We start from the raw sequence: 18,157 nt of genomic DNA on the forward strand, positions 1-18,157 counted from the left end.
CAGTCTAGTCGAGCTATCGGCGCGCGCTTGGCCGCCGGTAGAATCAGCGCCGACCAGCGGGAGCTCGCCAGGGCTGAGAGGGACTTCTCCTGAGAAGTCCGACCGCAATACCTGATCCGGGTAATGCCGGCGGAGGGAAAAAGATGGCGACGATCGAAACAGTTGGAGCCCGCGACGGCTTCCTCCAGGTCGAGGAGCACGGCATCGATCCGATCCCCCGCTCAGAGCGTCGGGGCGGCTCTCGGGATCTGGCCTTCATCTGGGCAGGCGCCTTCTTCGACTTCGTCAGCGTCCTTACCGCCAGCTATCTGACCGCCAGTTTTGGCCTGGGCGTCTGGGACGGCCTGCTGGCCCTGGTGCTGGGAACCGTCTCGGGCGCAGTGCTCTTGGGCCTCCTGAGCCACAGCGGCGCTCGCTCGGGCCTGCCCCAGGTCGCCTTCACCGAGCGCATCTTCGGCAGGGCCGGCATGAAGCTGGCGGCCCTGCTCACGCTCTTTCTGGCGGTCGGCTGGTTTGCCGTCGACACGGTGATCGCGGCCCAAGCCGGCGCCCAGCTGCTCCAGGTCGCCGGCATCGGCGAGCTGGCCCAGAAGCTCACCCTGCCGCTGGTGCTCTTCATCGCCGGACTCTCGGTGGTGGTCGCCATCTACGGCCACGGCACGATCCGAGTCCTGGAGAAGTGGGGAGCGCTGGTGTTCGGCGGTCTCGTTCTGGTGCTGGTCATCGCGCTAGCACCCCAGTTCAAGTTCACTGCTGGCCCGACCGTGTCCGGCGCCGCTTATCCGGGCGCCTTCGTGCTCGGCTTCATGACCTGCTTCGCGCTGGTCGCCTCCTGGTATCCGTTCGCCAGCGACTACTCCCGCTACCTCCGCCCGGACATACCTTCGCGCGGCCTCACCTGGTGGCCGGTGGTGGGAGTCGCCGTGCCGATGGTTTTGCTCGGCCTATTGGGTCTCCTGCTGCCGGGCATCGACGCCAAGCTGGCGGCAGACCCGAACGGCGGCGTGCTCGCAGTGATCAGCAAACACGCGCCGGCCTGGCTGGCTCTGCTCTTCTTCCTGCTGGTTGTGGCCGGTGAGCTGCTCTCCAACTACCTCGACGTCTACACCGCGGGGCTCGTCACCCAGACGTTGGGGCTCAGGCTGCCCCGCTGGCAGACAGCGCTTGGCTGCGGACTGTTGGGAGCGGCGCTGGCGGCCTACGCCGTCACAGTGAGCGACTTTCACAACGCCTATCAGCAGTTCCTGACCCTCACCTACCTGTGGGCGCCGGCCTGGGCGGCGATCGTATTGCTGGGCCTGAACCTGGGCCGCCCGCGCCCGGCTCTCGCCGTGGGCGCCTGGGCGCTCGGCACCGCCGTCAGCTTCGGCTTCGTGAACTACGGCAACATCTACCCCGGCGCCCAAGCCTTCAACTACCAGGTGATCTCAGCGCTGCACGGGGCCGATCTCTCCGGCGCCGTCAGCGTGGCCGTGGCAGCAGCGTGCTTCTGGGTCGGGCGCCGAGCGGTGCAGGCTTGAAGGCGCTCATAGCCCTGACCATCGCCGGCTCCGACTCAGGCGGCGGCGCCGGCATCCAGGCCGACCTCAAGACCTTCGCAGCCTTCGGTCTGCATGGCACCAGCGTCATCACGGCTGTCACCGCCCAGAACACCAAAGGCGTGGCCGGCTACGAGGAGGTCGGGCTTGACCTGATTCGAAGCCAACTGATGGCGGTGGCGGAAGACCTGCGGCCGGCCACCGTCAAGACCGGCATGCTGGCCAGCGCCGCGATCATCGAGCTGGTGGCGGGGGAGCTGGCGCAGAGGTCTCTGCAGCCACTGGTGGTCGATCCGGTCATGGTGGCCAAGGGCGGCTCGAAGCTGCTCCAGGACGACGCGGTCGCCGCGCTCACAAAGCTGCTCATCCCCCTCACTATGGTGCTCACACCAAATCTCCCCGAGGCCGAGGTGTTGCTGGGCCGGCCGCTGGGGCAGGACGTGGCCGATCGACGGCTGGCCGCTTGCGACCTGCTCCGGCTCGGCTGCCGGGCGGTCGTGCTGAAAGGCGGTCATGCGCAGGATGCGCTCGACCTCTACTGCGATGGAGAACAGCTCGTCGAGCTGCCCGGCCGCCGCGTATCGACGGCAAACACGCACGGCAGCGGCTGCGCTTTCGCCGCCGCCGTAGCCGCCCGCCTGGCGCTGGGAAGCTCCCCGCTCGCGGCTGCGCGGGAGGCCAAGGAGTACATCCAAGGCGCGGTGGAGAATGCGCTCGAGATAGGTGCCGGGCACGGCCCCGTCAACCCGCTTTGGCGGCAATGGCGGTCGGAGAGTGGCACCGGTAGGCTCTAGCCAGAGGGCCATGGAGTTTCACTTCTCGCCGCGACCCAACCGCGCCGCAGAGATCGAGTGGCGACCGTGGAGTGAGGAGGCGTTTCGGGAGGCCCAGCGAGCGGACAAACCTGTGCTGCTCTCCATCTCAGCCGTCTGGTGCCACTGGTGCCACGTGATGGACGAGACCAGCTATTCCGATGACCGCGTCATCGGCCTCATCAATCGTGAGTACGTCCCAATCCGCGTCGACAACGACGTCAGGCCCGATGTGAACCAGCGCTACAACATGGGCGGCTGGCCGACCACCGCCTTCCTCACGCCGGAGGGTGACATCCTGACCGGCGCGACCTATCTACCGCCGGAGCAGATGACTTCAGCTCTGAGCAAGCTCTCCGGCTATTACCGGGACAACCGGGCCGAGATCGATGCGCAGGTGATCAGGGGTCGCGAAAAAGCGCAGCAGGCGGCGGCGACCAGCGCCGGCAAGCTGCAGCCTGGGCTGGTCGACCGGATCCTGGGCAACGTGGAACAGGCCTACGATCCGGAGTACGGCGGCTTCGGCGACGCGCCCAAGTTCCCCCAGACCGACGCCCTCGCGCTGCTCGCGGAGCAGTCGCTGCTGCGGGCCGAGCCGGGGCTGCTGGCGATGGCCCGCCACACCCTGGCGCAGATGGCCGGTGGCGGCACCTACGACCACGTGGAGGGCGGCTTCTTTCGCTACTCGACGACGCGAGATTGGTCGGTGCCCCACTTCGAGAAGATGCTGGAGGACCACACGGGCCTCCTCTCCGCGCTGGCGCTGACCGGCCAGGCCGAGATCCTGGACGACGCCGTCCGCTACCTGGAGGCTGTGCTGCGCGACGAGCAGACCGGTCTCTACGCCGGCAGCCAGGACGCCGACGAGGACTACTACGCCCGGGATGCGGCGGGCCGCCAGGAGCTGCGGCCTCCCTACGTCGACCACCGGGTCTACGTCGCCTGGAACTGCGCGCTCGCGGTCGCCTACCTGGATGCTGACGCGCGCCTCGACCGACCGCGGTTGCGGGAGCGCGCGCTGCAGGTGCTCGACACCGTTTTCCAGCGTTTCAGCGACCCTGCCGGCGGCCTCCTGCACACCGACGGGGTGGGCGGCCAGCTGGGCGACCAAGTCTGGGGCCTGCTCGCCTGCGTGCGGGCCAGTCAGGCGGAGCGCGCGAGCCAGCTGCTTCAGGTCCTGCGGGCGCGTTACGCCGACGCCGAGCTGGGCGGCTACTTTGACCACGCGGCTGTCGACAGCACAGCCCGCCTGGCGCAGCGCCAGAAGCCACTGGGCGAGAACGCGATTGCTGCCCTGGCGTTGGCGGAGATGGGCGAAGGCGACCTTGCGCGCCAGGCGCTGGAGTCGGTTGCCGCGCTCTCCCGCCAGTACGGCCTGATGTCCGCAGTGTTCGCGCGGGCCCTTGACCGTCTTGGCCGGGAGGTTGTCAAGGTCAGCACTTCCCGCCCGGAGTTGGCTCGGGCAGCTCTCAACGCCTACCCCTACGCGATGCTCGCATCAGGTGAGGCGGAAGGCGCGGTGGTTTGCGTCGGTAGCCGCTGCCTGCCACCTGCCTCGACGGTGGCGGAACTGAACGAACGCCTCGCCCAGATCGGCTCCCCAGTTGGCTAGCGACGTCGGCCGGTCGACCTACAAGCGCGAGAGCCGGCGGCATTTCCGGCAGCGGGTGGAGCAAGCGCTGGAGAACCCGCGTCTGCAGGAGGCGCTGACCGGCTCCCTGCCCCGGATGCGCGACCGGCGGGACGTCGGCTTCCTCTCCCAGGACTTCGAGGCTGGGCGGGCCGATCTCAAGGCGCGCCGCCGCGCCAACCTGCCCCGGTTGGAGGAGCTGGCGCGCGAGTTTCGGGAGAACCTGGAGGCGGTCGGCGGCGTCTACCATCGAGCCCGCGACGCGGCGGAGGCGCGCGCGACCATCGCCCGCATCTGCCAGGCGGCCGGAGCCGGGATCGTCACCAAGTCCAAGTCGATGGCGACAGAAGAGATCCAGCTCAACCAACACCTGGAAGCGCTGGGCATGGAGGTGGTGGAGACAGACCTGGGTGAGTTCATAGTCCAGCGGCTCCACCAGCACCCCTCCCACCTCATCGCTCCCGCGCTGCACCTGACTGTGCAGGACTGGGCGGACGAGCTGGGCACCGAGCCTGACAAGGCGGCCATCCTGAGGGAGGCCCGGACGCTGCTGCGGCAGAAGTTCATCGACGCGGCAGTCGGCATCTCCGGTGCCAACGCGGCCATCGCGGAGACCGGCACCGTGATGATCGTCACCAACGAGGGCAACGCCGATCTCACCATCACGCTGCCTCGCGTTCACATAGCGGTTTTCGGCCTTGACAAGCTGACCGCCAGCTTGGACGACGCGGTCGCCATGCTCCGCATGCTGCCCCGTTCGGGGACCGGTCAGAAGATGACGAGCTACGTCAACTGGGTGACAGGTCCCTCCCGCTCCGCCGACATCGGCGGCATCCTCCAGACCGGCGCCCATGGTCCCCACGAGATGCATTGCGTTGTCATCGACAACGGCCGCAGCGAGATGCTGGCGGACCCTCTGTTCGCGACGGCGCTGACGTGTGTCCGCTGCGGCGCCTGCTCCAACGCCTGCCCCAGCTTCATGGCAGTCGGCGGCCACCAGTTCGGCCACATCTACAACGGGCCGATCGGACTGGTGCTCACCCCCTTTCATCACGGCCTGGAAGCTGACGAGCTGCCGCAGTCGCTCTGCACCCAGTGCAACGCCTGCCAGGAGATCTGCCCTGTCGACATCCCCCTGCCGCGCCAGATCCTGGAGCATCGCCGCCACACGCATCGGAAAACGATGACCAAGCGCGCGCTCCTCACCACCTGGGCGGCCGGTGCCCTGGGTCAGGCGTCGATCGGGCTGGCGGCGCCGCTCAGCCATCTGGTGCCGGCCGGCCCTGTCCAGCTGGCCAGCCCGCCGCTGCGTCGCCGCCTTCTTCCGGGCGGCCCCGAAGCAGCGGCGCCGGCCACCATCTTCGCCTCCTGCCTGGTCGACCGCGTTCTGCCGGAAGCGGGGCTGGCGCTGAACCGCATCCTGCGAGCGGCCGGCTACCGGGTCGAGTTCCCGAAGAAGCAGTGGTGCTGCGGACTCATCTGCGCCAATGCGGGTGACTTCGTCAAGGGCAGCCGGCTCGACCGGCAGCTGACACGGGCTCTGGCAGAGTCCGAGGGACCGATCATCACCCCCTCCGCCTCCTGCTATGGCGCCTTCACCATGGACGCGGGTGAGTGGGGCGAAAGATCGCCCCAGGCGGAGCAGGTGGCCGAGCGGATGCGCGACTCCACGCGCTTCGTGCTGCAGCTGCTGGAGGAGCGACCGGAGCTGGTCGCCAGCTCGCCTGAAGAAAGGCTGCAGGTCGCCTACCACGATTCCTGTCAGAGCAAGCGCCAGCTCGGCTTGGTTGAGGAGCCGCGCCGGGTGCTGGAGCTGGCCGGATACGAGGTCATCGGTCTTCCCGACATCGCCAACTGCTGTGGCTTCGGCGGCACCTTCATGATGGACTGGCCCCAGGTCGCCGACCGCCTGGCCGAGTGGAAGCTGGACGCAGTGGCCAAGACCGGCTGCACTGTGCTCGCCTCGGACAACCCTGGCTGCCTCATGCACATCGCCGCCGCTGCCAAGAAGCGCGGCCTGGAGTTGCGCGTCGCCCACGTGCTCGAGCTTGTCGCGGAGAGGTTGGAAAGCCAGAGCCCATAGCCACCCAGCCGGCGCAAGGCAACTGGGACGATTTACAGCACCCGCGACTTGCCAGCCGGCATAGGTAATCCGTACCATGTGCGCGGGGGTCCTCGGACCAGCGCTTCCATCCGCCTGCGGGCGGTCCGGGCCTGGCTGCTCGAATGGCCTCCACGGGGGACCTATCATTTGAGGCGATTCGCGCTCCTGGTGGGCGTGGTGGCAGTCGTGTTCGCCGCCGGCGGCGTAACCGCCCACGCCGCGGAGACTGGCTTTCAGGTCAAGGTCGCCGCCACCCAGCACCAGCTGGACCAGGAGCAGCAGGGCGGCGTGCCGGCGGAGGCTCTCAGCCCTCTTCGTGACAAGCTGCACGGGATCGAGCAGGCCCGCTTCGGGCCTGTCCCCGCCGGCTGGCTCCCCTACGGCAGCCCCAGTGCCCAGATAGACGCGGTGGCCCGGGACGCACGCGCAATTTGGGACCGCACGATCGCGCAGGACCGGCCGCTAGCCGCGGCGTCGCTGCAGGCCCTGGCCCAGGCGGACCCCAACCTCCAGGCCGCCACCAAGGCTTCCTACCAGCAGCGCATCGACGGAGCGGCCAGCCCGGCGGCTCTGGTCCAGCTCGCCTCCGAGCTGCGCGACAAGGCCAACTTCGCCACGGCCGCCCGCAAGAGCGTGAGCGACCTGCAGCCCAAGCGCGACGCCCTCGCCGCCGCCATTGAGAAGGCGAAGGGCCGCGGCCTGCAGGTTGACGCTGCCCAAAAAGCGGTGGCCGATTACGACGCCCTGGCCGCGCTGCCGGCCGACCAGATCGGCCAGCGTCCAGCCGCGGTCGGCCAGGAGCTCGACGCCGAAACTGCCAGCCTGGGAGGCCGACAGACTTTGGCCGACCTGCACACCAAGCGTGATGCGCTGGCAGCGCTGATCGTCAAAGCCAAGGCCAAGAACATCGCTGTCGACGACGCCCAGAAGGCAGTCGCCGCCTACGACGCGTTGAAGGACCTGCCGCCCGATCAGGCCGGGCAGCAGGCAGCGGCGGTAGGGGCGAGCATCGACGCTCAGAGCGCCTCGCTACAGAAGAAGATCAAGGCCGCCGACACCCCGCCGCCGCCGGCCGCCACGGGCGGCTGCCTGGCCGACCTGAGCGCCGGCCACGTGATCATCATCCACCTGGCGACGCAGCATCTTGACGCCTACGACAACGGCTGCCTGTTCATGTCGATTCCCATCACCAGCGGTCGACCGGCGCTGCCAACCGACCAGGGCACTTTCCATGTTTTCTACAAGACCACCAACTACAAGATGATCTCCCCCTGGCCCAAGGGCAGCCCCTACTGGTACCCGACGACGATGGTGCCCCACGTCATGGAGTTCGTCTCCGACGGGACCTTCCTGCACGACGCACCCTGGGAGCCTGACTCGGCGTACGGCCCCGGCTCACAGAACGCTGGCTACTCCAGCCACGGCTGCGTGCACGTCCCCAGCTACGCCATCAACAAGCTGTACGACTGGGTTCAGATCGGCGACACGGTGATCAGCCAGCCTTAGTCGGACAGGCTGGCCGGGCCAGCCTGTAGCCTGGTTGGCCGATGAGAGCGCTGGCCCTAGACGTCCCCGCCCAGCAGCTCGGAGTGGACGCGGTGGCAATGCCCCTTGCGGGCGGCCAGCCGCTCGGCGGCGCCGCGCTGGAGCTGGACCGGCTCCTCGGGGGGCTGATCTCGGAGGTTCTCGGCGCGGGCGAGCATCGAGGGCGCCCGAACGAGGTGCTGCCCTTGCCCACCGGCGGACGGATCAGCGCCCGCCGGCTGCTGCTCTACGGCGTCGGCTCGGGGTCCGACTTGGACGGCCAGCGACTGCGGTACGCCCACCATGAGATGGTGCGGGCGGCCCGCAATTATGGTTACCGCCGGCTCGGCGTGGTCTGCGCGCCACCGCTCAGCGCCGGCCAACTGGGTGCGGTGGTTGAAGGCTGCGTCATGGGCGCCTGGGAGCGCCGCAGCCGGCAGACAGGCAGCCGCGCAACCAGCCTGGACGAGCTCCAGGTGACCGGCTTCGGAGCCGGTCGAGAAGACGATGTGGCCGCAGCCTTGCAGATGGGCGAGGCGACCAACCGAGTCCGCGAATGGCAGAACCTGCCGCCCAACGAGCTGACGCCGGAAGCGCTGGCCGGCATTGGGCGCGAGGTCGCCGGCAGGCATGGACTGGACCTGGAGGTGCTTGGCCCCGACGAGCTCCGCGCCGGTGGTTACCGGCTCCTGCTCGGTGTGGCCGCCGGTTCGGCCCAGCCGCCCCGTTTACTGCGGTTGGAACATCGCGGAGCGGGCGGCAGCGGTCCGCGCCTGGCGCTGGTTGGCAAGGGAATCACTTTCGACTCGGGCGGCCTTTCGCTCAAGACGGCGACGGGCATGGAGGACATGAAGGCCGATATGGCGGGAGCCGCAGTGGTGCTCTCCGCGTTGGACGTCATTGCCGCGCGCCGCCTGCCGCTGGACGTTATGGCGGTGGTCGCGGCGACCGAGAACATGACAGGCCCGGCGGCCCAGCGGCCCGGTGACGTGGTGGTCGGCGCCGGCGGCAAGTCGGTCGAGATCACCAACACCGACGCCGAGGGCCGCCTGGTCCTGGCTGACGCCCTGACGCTCGCCCTCCGCCGCGGCGCCACCCATTTGGTTGACCTGGCCACACTGACAGGTGCTGCAGGCGTCGCGCTCGGGCACGCTGGCACTGTCGCCATGAGCAACGACGACCAGCTCTGGAGCCTGACCGAGCGGGCCGCCGAGCTGGCCGGCGACCGCGCCTGGCGGCTGCCGCTCTACCCGGAGTACAGGGGGCTGCTGCGAAGCCGGATAGCCGACCTGCGAAACTCCGGCTATGGCGAGGCCGGCGCCATCTGCGCAGGCATGTTCCTGGAGCAGTTCGTGGAGAATCGGCCCTGGGTCCATCTCGACATAGCCGCCAGCAGCTGGAACGACAACGACGAGCTGACGAGCATCCCTCGAGGCCCGCTGGGCAGCGGCGCCCGGCTGGTCGTGAAGCTGGCGGAACTCCTGGCCGCCGGCGACAGTTAGGTTAGGCAGTGCTGGAGTCGCTCACCTCACCGGCCGACCTGCGCCGACTGAAGCCGCCCGAACTCGAGTCGCTGGCGGCGGAGATCAGGAGCTTTCTGATCGAGAAGGTCGCCCGCACAGGCGGCCACCTTTCGCCGAACCTCGGCGTGGTCGAGCTGACAATCGCCCTGCATCGAGTCTTCCACAGCCCGGCTGACGCGATCGTCTGGGACACCGGCCACCAGGCTTACGTGCACAAGCTCCTCACCGGGCGGGCGGCGGCGTTCGACACCCTGCGCCAGCCCGGCGGCCTCTCCGGATACCCCAGCCGGGCTGAGTCACCGCACGACGTCATCGAGAACAGCCACGCCTCCACCTCGCTCTCCTACGCCCTGGGCTTGGCCCAGGCCCGCTTGCAGTCCGGAACGCCCGGCCACGTAGTGGCGGTCATCGGCGACGGGGCCCTGACCGGCGGCATGGCCTGGGAGGCGCTGAACCAGATAGCGCATCTGCAGCCGCCCAACCTGGTGCTGGTGCTGAACGACAACGGCCGTTCCTACGCGCCCACTGTGGGCGGTCTGGCCCGGCATCTGGCTCAGCTGCAGATCGACCCCCGCTATGAGCGCCTCAAGGGAGAGGTCAGCCACGCCCTGAAGCAGCTGCCAGCCGTGGGCTCGCGAGCCGATCAGGCGGCCTTCCGGCTGAAGGAGTCGATGAAGCAGCTGCTCCAACCCAACACTGTGTTCGACAGCCTGGGGCTCAAGTACGCCGGGCCTGTCGACGGCCACGACATTCGGGCGCTGGAAGACCTTCTTCGCCGGGCCAAGCGGCTGCGCGCGCCGACGGTTCTTCACGCCGTGACCGAGAAGGGCAGGGGCTACGGACCCGCGGCCGAGGACGAGATCGACCGCCTCCACGCAGTCAGCGCCCAGAGCGACCCGCTCACCGGCCGCCCACGCAGCACCGAGCTCACCTACACCGACGTCTTCGGCGAGGCCCTCCTGGCGGCAGCGGCGCGCGATCCCAAAGTGGTGGCCATCACGGCCGCCATGGGCTCGTCCACCGGCCTGCTCCCGTTTGCGCTGGAGTTCCCCGAGCGCTTCTTCGACGTCGGCATCTGCGAGCAGCACGCGGTTACCTTTGCCGCCGGCCTGGCCCTGGCCGGCATGCGGCCTGTGGTGTGCATCTACTCGACTTTCCTGCAGCGGGCGTTCGATCAGATGATCACCGACGTGGCGATGCACAAGCTGCCTGTCGTCTTCATCCTGGACCGCGCAGGCGTCACCGGGCCTGACGGCTCCTCGCACCACGGCATCTTTGATCTCTCCTACCTGCGCCTCATCCCCAACCTCAAGGTGGCGGCGGCGTCCGACGCCACTGAGCTGTGCGCGCTGCTCGCCACCGCGCTGGCGGCGGATGGGCCGATCGCCATCCGCTATCCGCGCGGGACGGTGCCAGCGACTCCCGACCTGCCGGTCGAGCCGATTCCGGTCGGCCGCTGGGAGGAGCTGCGGCGGGGGAGTGACGCCTGCCTGCTGGCGACGGGCCGAATGGTGGAGGTCGCGACTGTGGCTGCTGACCAGCTGGCAGTCGAGGGCATCTCCTGCGGAGTGGTGAACTCACGCTGGCTGAAGCCGATGGATCCCCGACTCATCAGTGAATGGGCCCAACGCTATCCACTGCTGGTCACCGTCGAGGACAACCTGGGCACGGGAGGCTTCGGCGCCGGTGTGCTGGAGGCGCTGGCCCCCCACGGGCTGGCTGGCAAGGTGCGCGTGGCTGCGCTCCCAGATGGGTTCCTGGCCCATGGCAAGCAGGCGGCGATCCTCTCTCAGCACGGCCTCGACCCCGACGGCCTGGCCCAGCGGGTGAAGTCAGCCCTCCAGTCCTCTACCGCGGCCGAGGCTGCCCCGCCGGCCGCCACCTAAGCTGAACGGCTCACAGGATCTGTAGACAACTGGGGTCCTCCCAGACGTAAGAGCGGCGGCCCATCCTTTGGGTGCTTGACGGCTGGTTCGTCGAGTCGCCCGCGAGCTCGCCGAGGCGGGCTGGAAGCTGACCGCGGTTAGCACCGACAAAGGCCCCGGCCCACGCGTCGTCGGAGGTCGCACTATGCAGCCGCGGCCATGAATGAGCTCCGGCTCACGGCTCGCCGCCCAGGGCGCGGCCTCTCGCCGGGCGTTCCCAGGGCTCCGCGAGGATGCGTTGCAACGAGCGCCGAAGCTGGTTCAGCGCGCGAGCGCCGAGGAGCGCTTCGAGGTCGCCTTCGAGGCGGCCGATCGTGTCGAAGGCAGCCTGCATGCAGCCCCGACCGGTCTCACTGAGGACGATCAGCTTGGCTCGGCGGTCGGCGGGGTCCGGGTGCCGGCTGAGGTAGCCCCGCTGCTCCAGATCGTCGACGAGCTCGCCCATCGCCTGAGGCGTCATGTTGGCGCGGGCGGCGAGGTCGGTCAATCGCGTACCAGCCATGTCTATGTGGGCGAAGACACCCGAGTGGGCCGGCCGCTGCGGGTAGCCGGCCGCCACCACTCCTTCGACGATCCGGTGGCCGAGGCGGCTGTAAGCCTGGCCCAGGAGTGCGGTTGTGTTGTGCTCCGGAGGCTGAAGCTCGCGCGGCTCGCACATGCTTGACAATGCTCCTATATTCCCATAAGGTAAGGATGCATGAACTTCAGGATACCTGAAGGTAAGGGAAGGGGGAATGGTGTCCTCCCCACCCTCGTGCGACAACCAAGGAGTGAAGAGATGACCCTCAGCGAGCCCTTCGTCGTCGAGCCTGGCCCACGAACGGGGCCCTTCAAAGTCCTGGCCGGTGGTGACAGAACCGGTGGTCAGGCCCTCTTCGGTGACGCGAAGATGGGCCCCAAGGTCCCCGGGCCGCCGCGTCATGTTCACAAGAACGAGGATGAGGCGATCTATGTCATCGAGGGCACATTGACGTTCGACGTTGACGGGCGGCGGTTCGAGGCGGGCCCAGGGGCTTTCGTCTGGATGCCGAGAGAGCGTCCTCACTCGTTCTCCAACCTGTCCACCACGCCCGCGTGGGCATTCGGGGTGTTCCTGCCACCGGATGTGGAGAGGTTCTTCGAGGAGCAGGAGCAGTACTTCGCCTCCCTGGCCGGCCCTCCTGACGAAGACGTCTTGGGGGCTATGGCGGCCAAATATGGGATCACCTTCCTCGGCCCGCCGCTGTCCGCTTGAGACCTCTCTCGAAAGCCGCGGTCCAGCGCCTGGCGATCAGGCGCCCCGAAGGGCCGGTCGAGCGGGCTCCGGTGTCGAGCACGGCGTGGATCAAGACCTTGGGCTCAGCCGGCGCAGCACCTCGCGAACCACGCCCTCCAGGTCGAGGCCGTCCGGCTCTGAGTTCAATCCTGGAAGAGTGCTGGCGACCGACCTTCGCCCGCTCCGTTGGTGGCGCGCTACACCGCCCTCAAACGAGACTTGGAGCAGTACCTGCGCTACTACAACTTCGAGCGCGCCCACACCGGCCGCCGCGACGCCGGCCGCACCCCCACCGAGCTGGTTTATGGTGCTCGGAAGATGCGCCCCCGATGAGCCGCTGCTGTCGCGGGATCTTGTGCGCTGTTCAACCTAAGCGGCGCACCTCCGAAGGTAGAGCGGGCCGACTGGGCCCGCTGCACCGGCTTTTGGCGTCGGGTGCCTGAAATCTGATTAGCTTGCGGGTGCCCATGCGTGAGCCGCCCTCCGACTCTTCACCCTATGTGTGCTTCACGCGGGAGGAGTGGGCGCGGCTGCGCGCGGCAACCCCTCTGACCCTCACCGACCAAGACCTGGTCCAGCTCCGGGGAGTGAACGACTATGTCTCGCTGGACGAGGTGCGCGACGTCTACCTGCCTCTATCCAGGCTGCTCAACCTCTACGTGGGCGCCGCGCAGAGCCTCCACGTAGTGGCTGATCTCTTCCTCGGCCAGCCCGCCACACCGGTGCCCTATGTGATAGGCATCGGCGGCAGCGTCGCCGTCGGCAAGAGCACCTTCGCCCGCATCCTGCGGGCGCTGCTGGCGCGCTGGCCGAACCACCCCAAGGTGGACTTGGTCACCACCGATGGCTTCCTCTTCCCCAACCGGGTGCTCGAAGCGCGCGGCCTGATGAACCGCAAGGGCTTTCCCGAGAGCTACGATCTGCGCCGCCTGCTCGGCTTTCTCTCGGATCTGAAGTCGGGAGCGGCGGAGGTGCGGGCGCCTGTCTACTCGCACCTCATCTACGACATCCTGCCCGGCGAGGAGACGGTTTTGAATCAGCCTGACATAGTGCTGCTGGAAGGCCTCAATGTGCTGCAGACGCCGGGGGCGGAGCGCAGTAGCGCCCCCTTCGTTTCGGACTTCTTCGACTTCTCCATCTACGTCGACGCCGAAGAGGAGGACATCCTCGCCTGGTTCACCGAGCGCTTCTTGAAGCTGCGCGAGACCGCGTTCAGGGATCCCAGCTCCTTCTTCCGCCAGTTCGCCGCCCTCTCGGAGGAAGAGGCTGTCAACTTTGCGCGGCAGGTCTGGGCGGACATCAACGGCCCTAACTTGCGCGAGAACATAGTGCCGACGCGCGACCGCGCCCGGCTCGTGCTGCGCCAACAGCCCGACCATTCAGTCAGCGAAGTCCGGCTCCGCCGGCTTTGACGTCTCGTCGCCCGAGTCGTCCGGCCGGAATCGACTGTGGACCTCGTTCGGAGCGTGAAGCCGGCTGGTGGCCCAGGCGACTGTGCTGTCCGGCCACTTCCTCAGCGATTGGCGACCAGCACCTCCAGCGAATCGACGAGTCGAGGCCCAGGCCGGTTGAAGTACGCGGAGCCGTCGAGGACTACCACGCGGGCGGCACCCACTGAGTCGATCTGAGGGCGGAGCCTGGCGGCCTCCGTGGCCGCTCGATCGCGATTGAACCCGCAGGGCGCCAGGATCAGGACCTCGGGCCGGCTGGCGGCCACCTCGGTCCAAGAGCCAGCGATTGAGGGCACGCCGGGGCGAGCCAGAGGGTCTTCGATGCCGGCCAGCGCCAGCAGGTCAGGGGTCCAGTGGCCGGCCAGGTAGGGCGGATCGAGCCATTCCAGGAAGACCCCACGAACCCTTGGCAGTCGCCGCGCAGTCTCCGAGGCGGCCTCCAGGCGGGCGCGGAGGCGGCCCAGCAGCGGCTTTGGGTCGCTGCCACAGGCGACTGCCAAGCGCTCGATGTCGCCCAGGACGTCCTCCAGCGAATGCGGGTGCTGGCGGAGCAACCAGATGTCCTCCAGGTCTGGCGCGACCTCAGCGGCCGACACCGCGCAGACGCGGCAGACATCCTGCGCCACCACCAGGTCGGGTTGCAACGCCCGAATGGCTTCGGTGTCGATCTCGTAGAGGGAGCGCCCCTCCGTTGCGGCCAGTGACACAGCCATCTCGATGCCGCCGCTGTCCTCCGCCTCCAGGTGGAGGCTGGGCCGAGTCACCACCGGCAGCGCCGCCGCCGCCGGTGGGTGGTCGCACTCGTGAGTCACCGCCACCAGCTGGTCGCCGAGGCCCAGGGCGAAAAGCGCCTCGGTTGCGCTCGGCAGCAGGGATACGATCCTCATCGCATCAAGCAGACCACAAAGGCGCCGGTCATTCTTACCGTGTGGCGGACCGCTATGTCCTGATGTGGTCGGGCGGTAAGGACAGCGCCCTGGCCCTGGATCGAGCGACCAGCTCAGGCATCGCGGTCGATCGTCTGCTCAACTTCCACGACGCCGCGACCGGCCGGGTCCGGTTCCATGCGACGCGAATCGCGATGCTGCAGGCCCAAGCGGACGCTATGGGGATCGAGCTGCGCGGGATCGGCAGCAGCTGGTCAGAGATGGAGGGACGGCTGCTCCAACAGCTCGATCAGTGTCGGCAGGAGGGCTTCGCCGGCGTCGTGCTGGGTGACATCCACCTGGCCGACGTTCGCGCCTGGTACGAGGAGCGCGTGACGGCCGCCGGGTTGAAGCACGTAGAGCCCATCTGGGGCCGGTCGCCGATGGAGCTGGTCCGAGAATTCGTCGAGAGCGGCGGCCGCGCAGTCATCACCTGCGTGGACCTGAGCCGGCTGGATGCTGCCTGGCTGGGCCGCATCATCGATGAGCGCTTCCTCGAGGAGATTGGCGCCACCGGGATCGATCCCTGTGGCGAAAACGGCGAGTACCACTCATTCGCGTTCCAAGGCCCTGTGTTCTCGCACGAGGTCCGCTGGCGTCCCGGAGCCACCCGGTCCGCGTCGGGCTTCGAGCAGCTCGACGTCCTGCCGGCGACGCCCTAGCTAGCCGCCAGCTCGGCTACCGCCTGCTGCCGGGTCTCACCTGCCGGCGCCGGCTGCTGGGACGCCGTCGAGCACGCTGCGCAGTGCCTGGGCCGCCCCCAGCAGTCCGGCGGTCTCCACCGGTACCACAATCTTCGCGTTGGGGCTGTTGGCAAAGCGGGAGAGCGTGTCCAGCTGCAGCACCGCCAGCAGCTCGGGCGTGGGGGCGCCGGCCTTGATGGCGGAGTAGACGGTGCTGACCGCCTGCGCCCGGCCCTCAGCCTCCAGGATCTGCGCCTGGCGCTGACCTTCGGCGTAAAGGATGGCCGCCGTCTTCTGGCCTTCCGCCTGCTTGATCTGCGACTGCTTCTGGCCTTCGGCGACATTGATGGCCGACGTTTGCTGGCCCTCCGACTGCAGGATGGCCGCCCGCTTTTCCTGATCTGCCTGCTTCTGCAGTGCCATCGCCTGCAGCACTGGCGCAGGCGGCACGATGTCGATGATCTCGACCCGATTGATCCTGACGCCCCACTTGTCGGTCTCGCGCTCCATCCGCTCCTGGAGGCGGGCGTTGATCGCCTCCCGCTGGCTCAAGGCGTCGTCCAGGCTCATCTCACCCAAGACCGCGCGCAGCGACGCTCGGGCGAGCTGATCAACCGCCACGAAGTAGTTGCTGACGCCGAACAGCGCCAGCCGGGGATCGACCACCTGGCTGAAGATCGTGGCGTTGACCTGGAGCGACACGTTGTCCTTGCTGATCACGTCCTGACGGTCGCCCGTGCGGGGCACCTCCCGCACGTCCACCAACTCCATGACGTCAACGAAGGGGACGAGAAAGGCGACGCCGGGATTGCGCACGGAATGCAGCTGGCCGAGGCGTTTCACGACCCCCACGTAGCCCTGCTGGATCACCCGGATCGTGCGGATGATCGCCACCACCACGAAGAGCAGCGCCAGTCCGACTATGACGGCAAGAACTAGGTTCATTGGTTCAACCTCTAACCTTCGGATCCACCACCAGTGTGGTCCGGTGAATGTCCACTATCAACACTCTTCGACCCTCGGCAACTGCGGAGCCGTCGACAGCCAGAGCCGGCCAGCTCTCCCCGGCTATCTCCACGTGACCGCGCTCATCAGGGCCTTTGATGGCGTCAATCACCAGCGCAGTCTGCCCCACCATGCCCCAGGCGCCGGACTGCTGGGAAGGCTCGCTGCGGCGCTTCAAATAGCGCAGCAGCCCGGGCCGCACGGCGATGATGCCGAGCATCGAGACCGCGCCGAAGACCCCCACCTGGAGCGGGACTCCGGCGCCGAGATAGGCGGCAACGGCCGCTGCGAAAGCACCCAGCGCGAGGAAGCCGGCAAACAGCGCCACCGTCGCCACCTCCGACACCGCCAGCACCAGAGCGACGGCTATCCAGATCAGCGCCATCCATGCATCCTGTCTAGAGAACGCGCCCTGTCGCCTTTCCGGTCGTAGCCTGCTTCCTCATGCGCGAAAGGCAGCGCGAGGCGGAGGTCCTGGCTGCGCCGGTGGGCCGGCTGGCCACCCTCAATCCCGACGGCTCAGCCCATGTCGTGCCGCTCTGCTTCGTGCTCGCTCAAGCTCGAATCTATTGGGCAGTCGATCAGAAGCCGAAGCGGACTCGGCAGCTCCGCCGCCTCGCCAACCTGCTCAGGGACCCCCGCGTCAGCCTGCTCGTCGACCACTATGAGGCCGACTGGGACCGCCTCTGGTGGGTTCGCATCCAGGGCCGCGCCACGGTCCTCGAAGCGGGGCCGGAGCAGGCTAGCGCGCTGCAATTGCTCCAAGCCAAGTACCCGCAGTACGCAGCGCAGGCACCGGCTGGACCCTTCGTCAGGATCACCATCGACGTGTGGGCAGCTTGGCCTCCATCTCTCGACGCGCACTAAGCTCTGGCCATGAGCCACCAGTTCGTCACCGCGCTCCTGCAGTTGGCTCAGGTCAGCGCTGAGCGGTGCGAGGCTCCCTGGACCTGGCGTGAGCAAGAGGGTGAAGAACTGCGTGGTCGGGACGCGCTGCTGCTGTCGCATGAGGCCGAGCTGGCCGCTGAGGTGCAGCTGCGCGGCCAGGCGCAGCGGCTGATCACGGAAGGCCAGCGGGCCTTCGGCGAGCTGCGCGGTCTTCTGGCAGGCGTGCCTGACCAGCTGCTGGACGCCCAGCCGGGCGGGCAGGAATGGACGCTGCGCCAGGCTCTTGCCCATCTCCTGCTCGTGGAGCGGCGCTATCGGGCTCAGACTGCCTACGCGTTGGAGAGGGGGGACGACCAGCCGCTTTATCAGAAGCTTGAGTCGCAAGTGAGTGAAGCGGAGCAGCAGGGCGGCGTCCTGGCCTGGATCGAGCGCCTGGCTGCAGAACGGCGGGAGACGGCGGCGGCGATCACTGGCGCTGAGACGCTCCTGCACAGGCCCACCGTGTGGGTAGGTTTCGACGTGGATGTCCGCTTCCGCCTGGCGAGATTCGCGGGACATCTGGCCGAGCACACAATTCAGCTGGAGAAGACGCTGGCGGCGGTCGGCTGGCAGCCTTCAGAAGCCCAGCGGCTGGTCAGGCGAATCTCTGCCGCCCGGGCCGGGCACGAGCTCTGGAGCCAACCTGAAGTCCTGGCTGCGCTGGATGCGCTGCACCTGCGGCGTGCGGCGGAACTGACGGGCGCGAGCTGAACCACCCCCAGGCGGGGGCCGCCAGAGCGGCGCCCAGGCGACCGGCAGCGCGCACAGTGGTGGCAGGTCTGCTGCTTCCGCTGCCGTTCGGGCTCATCTTCGCCTGGGGAGCGGTGGTGCCCCCCATACGGGAGGAGGGGTGG

At 68.3% G+C, this 18,157-nt stretch carries 17 protein-coding genes; 13 read left to right on the forward strand and 4 right to left on the reverse strand.

The features are described 5' to 3' along the window. Window positions 1–143 precede the first annotated feature (143 nt). The 7 genes from ACR2MZ_RS04015 to dxs all read left to right on the forward strand — a co-directional run bounded on the left by ACR2MZ_RS04015 (window position 144) and on the right by dxs (window position 11,017). Window positions 144–1,520, forward strand: coding sequence for a purine-cytosine permease family protein (locus ACR2MZ_RS04015; RefSeq protein ID WP_434003780.1), 1,377 nt, complete (start codon window positions 144–146; stop codon window positions 1,518–1,520). Next, window positions 1,517–2,332 carry a bifunctional hydroxymethylpyrimidine kinase/phosphomethylpyrimidine kinase gene (gene thiD / locus ACR2MZ_RS04020; protein ID WP_434003781.1) on the forward strand — a complete coding sequence of 272 codons (816 nt, stop codon included), beginning with the start codon at window positions 1,517–1,519 and terminating at the stop codon, window positions 2,330–2,332. The genes ACR2MZ_RS04015 and thiD overlap by 4 nt, the downstream gene beginning before the upstream one ends. A 10-nt stretch (window positions 2,333–2,342) precedes the next feature. Further along, on the forward strand, window positions 2,343–3,962 hold the full coding sequence (locus ACR2MZ_RS04025; RefSeq protein ID WP_434003782.1) for a thioredoxin domain-containing protein: 1,620 nt from the start codon (window positions 2,343–2,345) through the stop codon (window positions 3,960–3,962). After that, window positions 3,955–6,063 (forward strand): LUD domain-containing protein, encoded by a 2,109-nt coding sequence (locus tag ACR2MZ_RS04030; protein ID WP_434003783.1) that lies wholly within the window; start codon window positions 3,955–3,957, stop codon window positions 6,061–6,063. The genes ACR2MZ_RS04025 and ACR2MZ_RS04030 overlap by 8 nt, the downstream gene beginning before the upstream one ends. Window positions 6,064–6,231: 168 nt before the next feature. Next, window positions 6,232–7,590: a L,D-transpeptidase gene (locus tag ACR2MZ_RS04035; RefSeq protein WP_434003784.1), complete on the forward strand. Its 1,359-nt coding sequence runs from the start codon at window positions 6,232–6,234 to the stop codon at window positions 7,588–7,590. 41 nt (window positions 7,591–7,631) lie between these two features. Beyond that, complete coding sequence (locus ACR2MZ_RS04040; protein ID WP_434003785.1) at window positions 7,632–9,110, forward strand: leucyl aminopeptidase family protein; 1,479 nt, start codon at window positions 7,632–7,634, stop codon at window positions 9,108–9,110. Between the two features lie 8 nt (window positions 9,111–9,118). Then, on the forward strand, window positions 9,119–11,017 hold the full coding sequence (dxs, locus tag ACR2MZ_RS04045; RefSeq protein ID WP_434003786.1) for a 1-deoxy-D-xylulose-5-phosphate synthase: 1,899 nt from the start codon (window positions 9,119–9,121) through the stop codon (window positions 11,015–11,017). Between the two features lie 214 nt (window positions 11,018–11,231). Here dxs and ACR2MZ_RS04050 read toward each other — a convergent pair whose 3' ends face one another. Beyond that, complete coding sequence (locus ACR2MZ_RS04050) at window positions 11,232–11,714, reverse strand: MarR family winged helix-turn-helix transcriptional regulator (protein ID WP_434003787.1); 483 nt, start codon at window positions 11,712–11,714, stop codon at window positions 11,232–11,234. A gap of 120 nt (window positions 11,715–11,834) precedes the next feature. Between ACR2MZ_RS04050 and ACR2MZ_RS04055 the strand changes: the two genes are divergently transcribed. From ACR2MZ_RS04055 to coaA, 3 genes are all read left to right on the forward strand, one after another. Next, entirely contained in the window at window positions 11,835–12,290 is a 456-nt protein-coding gene (locus ACR2MZ_RS04055) for a cupin domain-containing protein (protein ID WP_434003788.1), read from the forward strand. 210 nt (window positions 12,291–12,500) lie between these two features. Continuing rightward, window positions 12,501–12,644: a hypothetical protein gene (locus ACR2MZ_RS04060; protein WP_434003789.1), complete on the forward strand. Its 144-nt coding sequence runs from the start codon at window positions 12,501–12,503 to the stop codon at window positions 12,642–12,644. 134 nt (window positions 12,645–12,778) lie between these two features. Then, the gene (gene coaA / locus ACR2MZ_RS04065) at window positions 12,779–13,723 is read left to right on the forward strand and encodes a type I pantothenate kinase (protein WP_434003790.1); all 945 of its coding nucleotides are present in this window, start codon (window positions 12,779–12,781) and stop codon (window positions 13,721–13,723) included. 101 nt (window positions 13,724–13,824) lie between these two features. Here coaA and ACR2MZ_RS04070 read toward each other — a convergent pair whose 3' ends face one another. Next, window positions 13,825–14,649 (reverse strand): cobalamin-binding protein, encoded by an 825-nt coding sequence (locus tag ACR2MZ_RS04070; protein ID WP_434003791.1) that lies wholly within the window; start codon window positions 14,647–14,649, stop codon window positions 13,825–13,827. Between the two features lie 41 nt (window positions 14,650–14,690). On the opposite strand from ACR2MZ_RS04070, the gene ACR2MZ_RS04075 reads away from it, so the two are divergent. Continuing rightward, a complete protein-coding gene (locus ACR2MZ_RS04075) occupies window positions 14,691–15,350 on the forward strand; it encodes a Dph6-related ATP pyrophosphatase (RefSeq protein WP_434003792.1) in 660 nt (219 codons plus the stop codon). A 36-nt stretch (window positions 15,351–15,386) separates the two neighbouring features. Here the strand turns inward: ACR2MZ_RS04075 and ACR2MZ_RS04080 are convergent, their stop codons facing one another. Both ACR2MZ_RS04080 and ACR2MZ_RS04085 read right to left on the reverse strand, forming a co-directional pair. Further along, window positions 15,387–16,316 carry an SPFH domain-containing protein gene (locus ACR2MZ_RS04080; protein WP_434003793.1) on the reverse strand — a complete coding sequence of 310 codons (930 nt, stop codon included), beginning with the start codon at window positions 16,314–16,316 and terminating at the stop codon, window positions 15,387–15,389. 4 nt (window positions 16,317–16,320) lie between these two features. After that, window positions 16,321–16,761: an NfeD family protein gene (locus ACR2MZ_RS04085; protein ID WP_434003794.1), complete on the reverse strand. Its 441-nt coding sequence runs from the start codon at window positions 16,759–16,761 to the stop codon at window positions 16,321–16,323. Window positions 16,762–16,820: 59 nt separating this feature from the next. Between ACR2MZ_RS04085 and ACR2MZ_RS04090 the strand changes: the two genes are divergently transcribed. After that, window positions 16,821–17,243, forward strand: a complete 423-nt coding sequence (locus tag ACR2MZ_RS04090; protein ID WP_434003795.1) for a TIGR03668 family PPOX class F420-dependent oxidoreductase — start codon at window positions 16,821–16,823, stop codon at window positions 17,241–17,243. Between the two features lie 9 nt (window positions 17,244–17,252). After that, window positions 17,253–18,014 carry a DinB family protein gene (locus ACR2MZ_RS04095; protein WP_434003796.1) on the forward strand — a complete coding sequence of 254 codons (762 nt, stop codon included), beginning with the start codon at window positions 17,253–17,255 and terminating at the stop codon, window positions 18,012–18,014. The last annotated feature ends 143 nt before the right edge of the window (window positions 18,015–18,157 follow it).

The sequence above is a fragment of the Candidatus Dormiibacter sp. genome (assembly GCF_050999135.1).
Classification (GTDB): Bacteria; Chloroflexota; Dormibacteria; order Dormibacterales; family Dormibacteraceae; genus Dormiibacter; species Dormiibacter spiritus.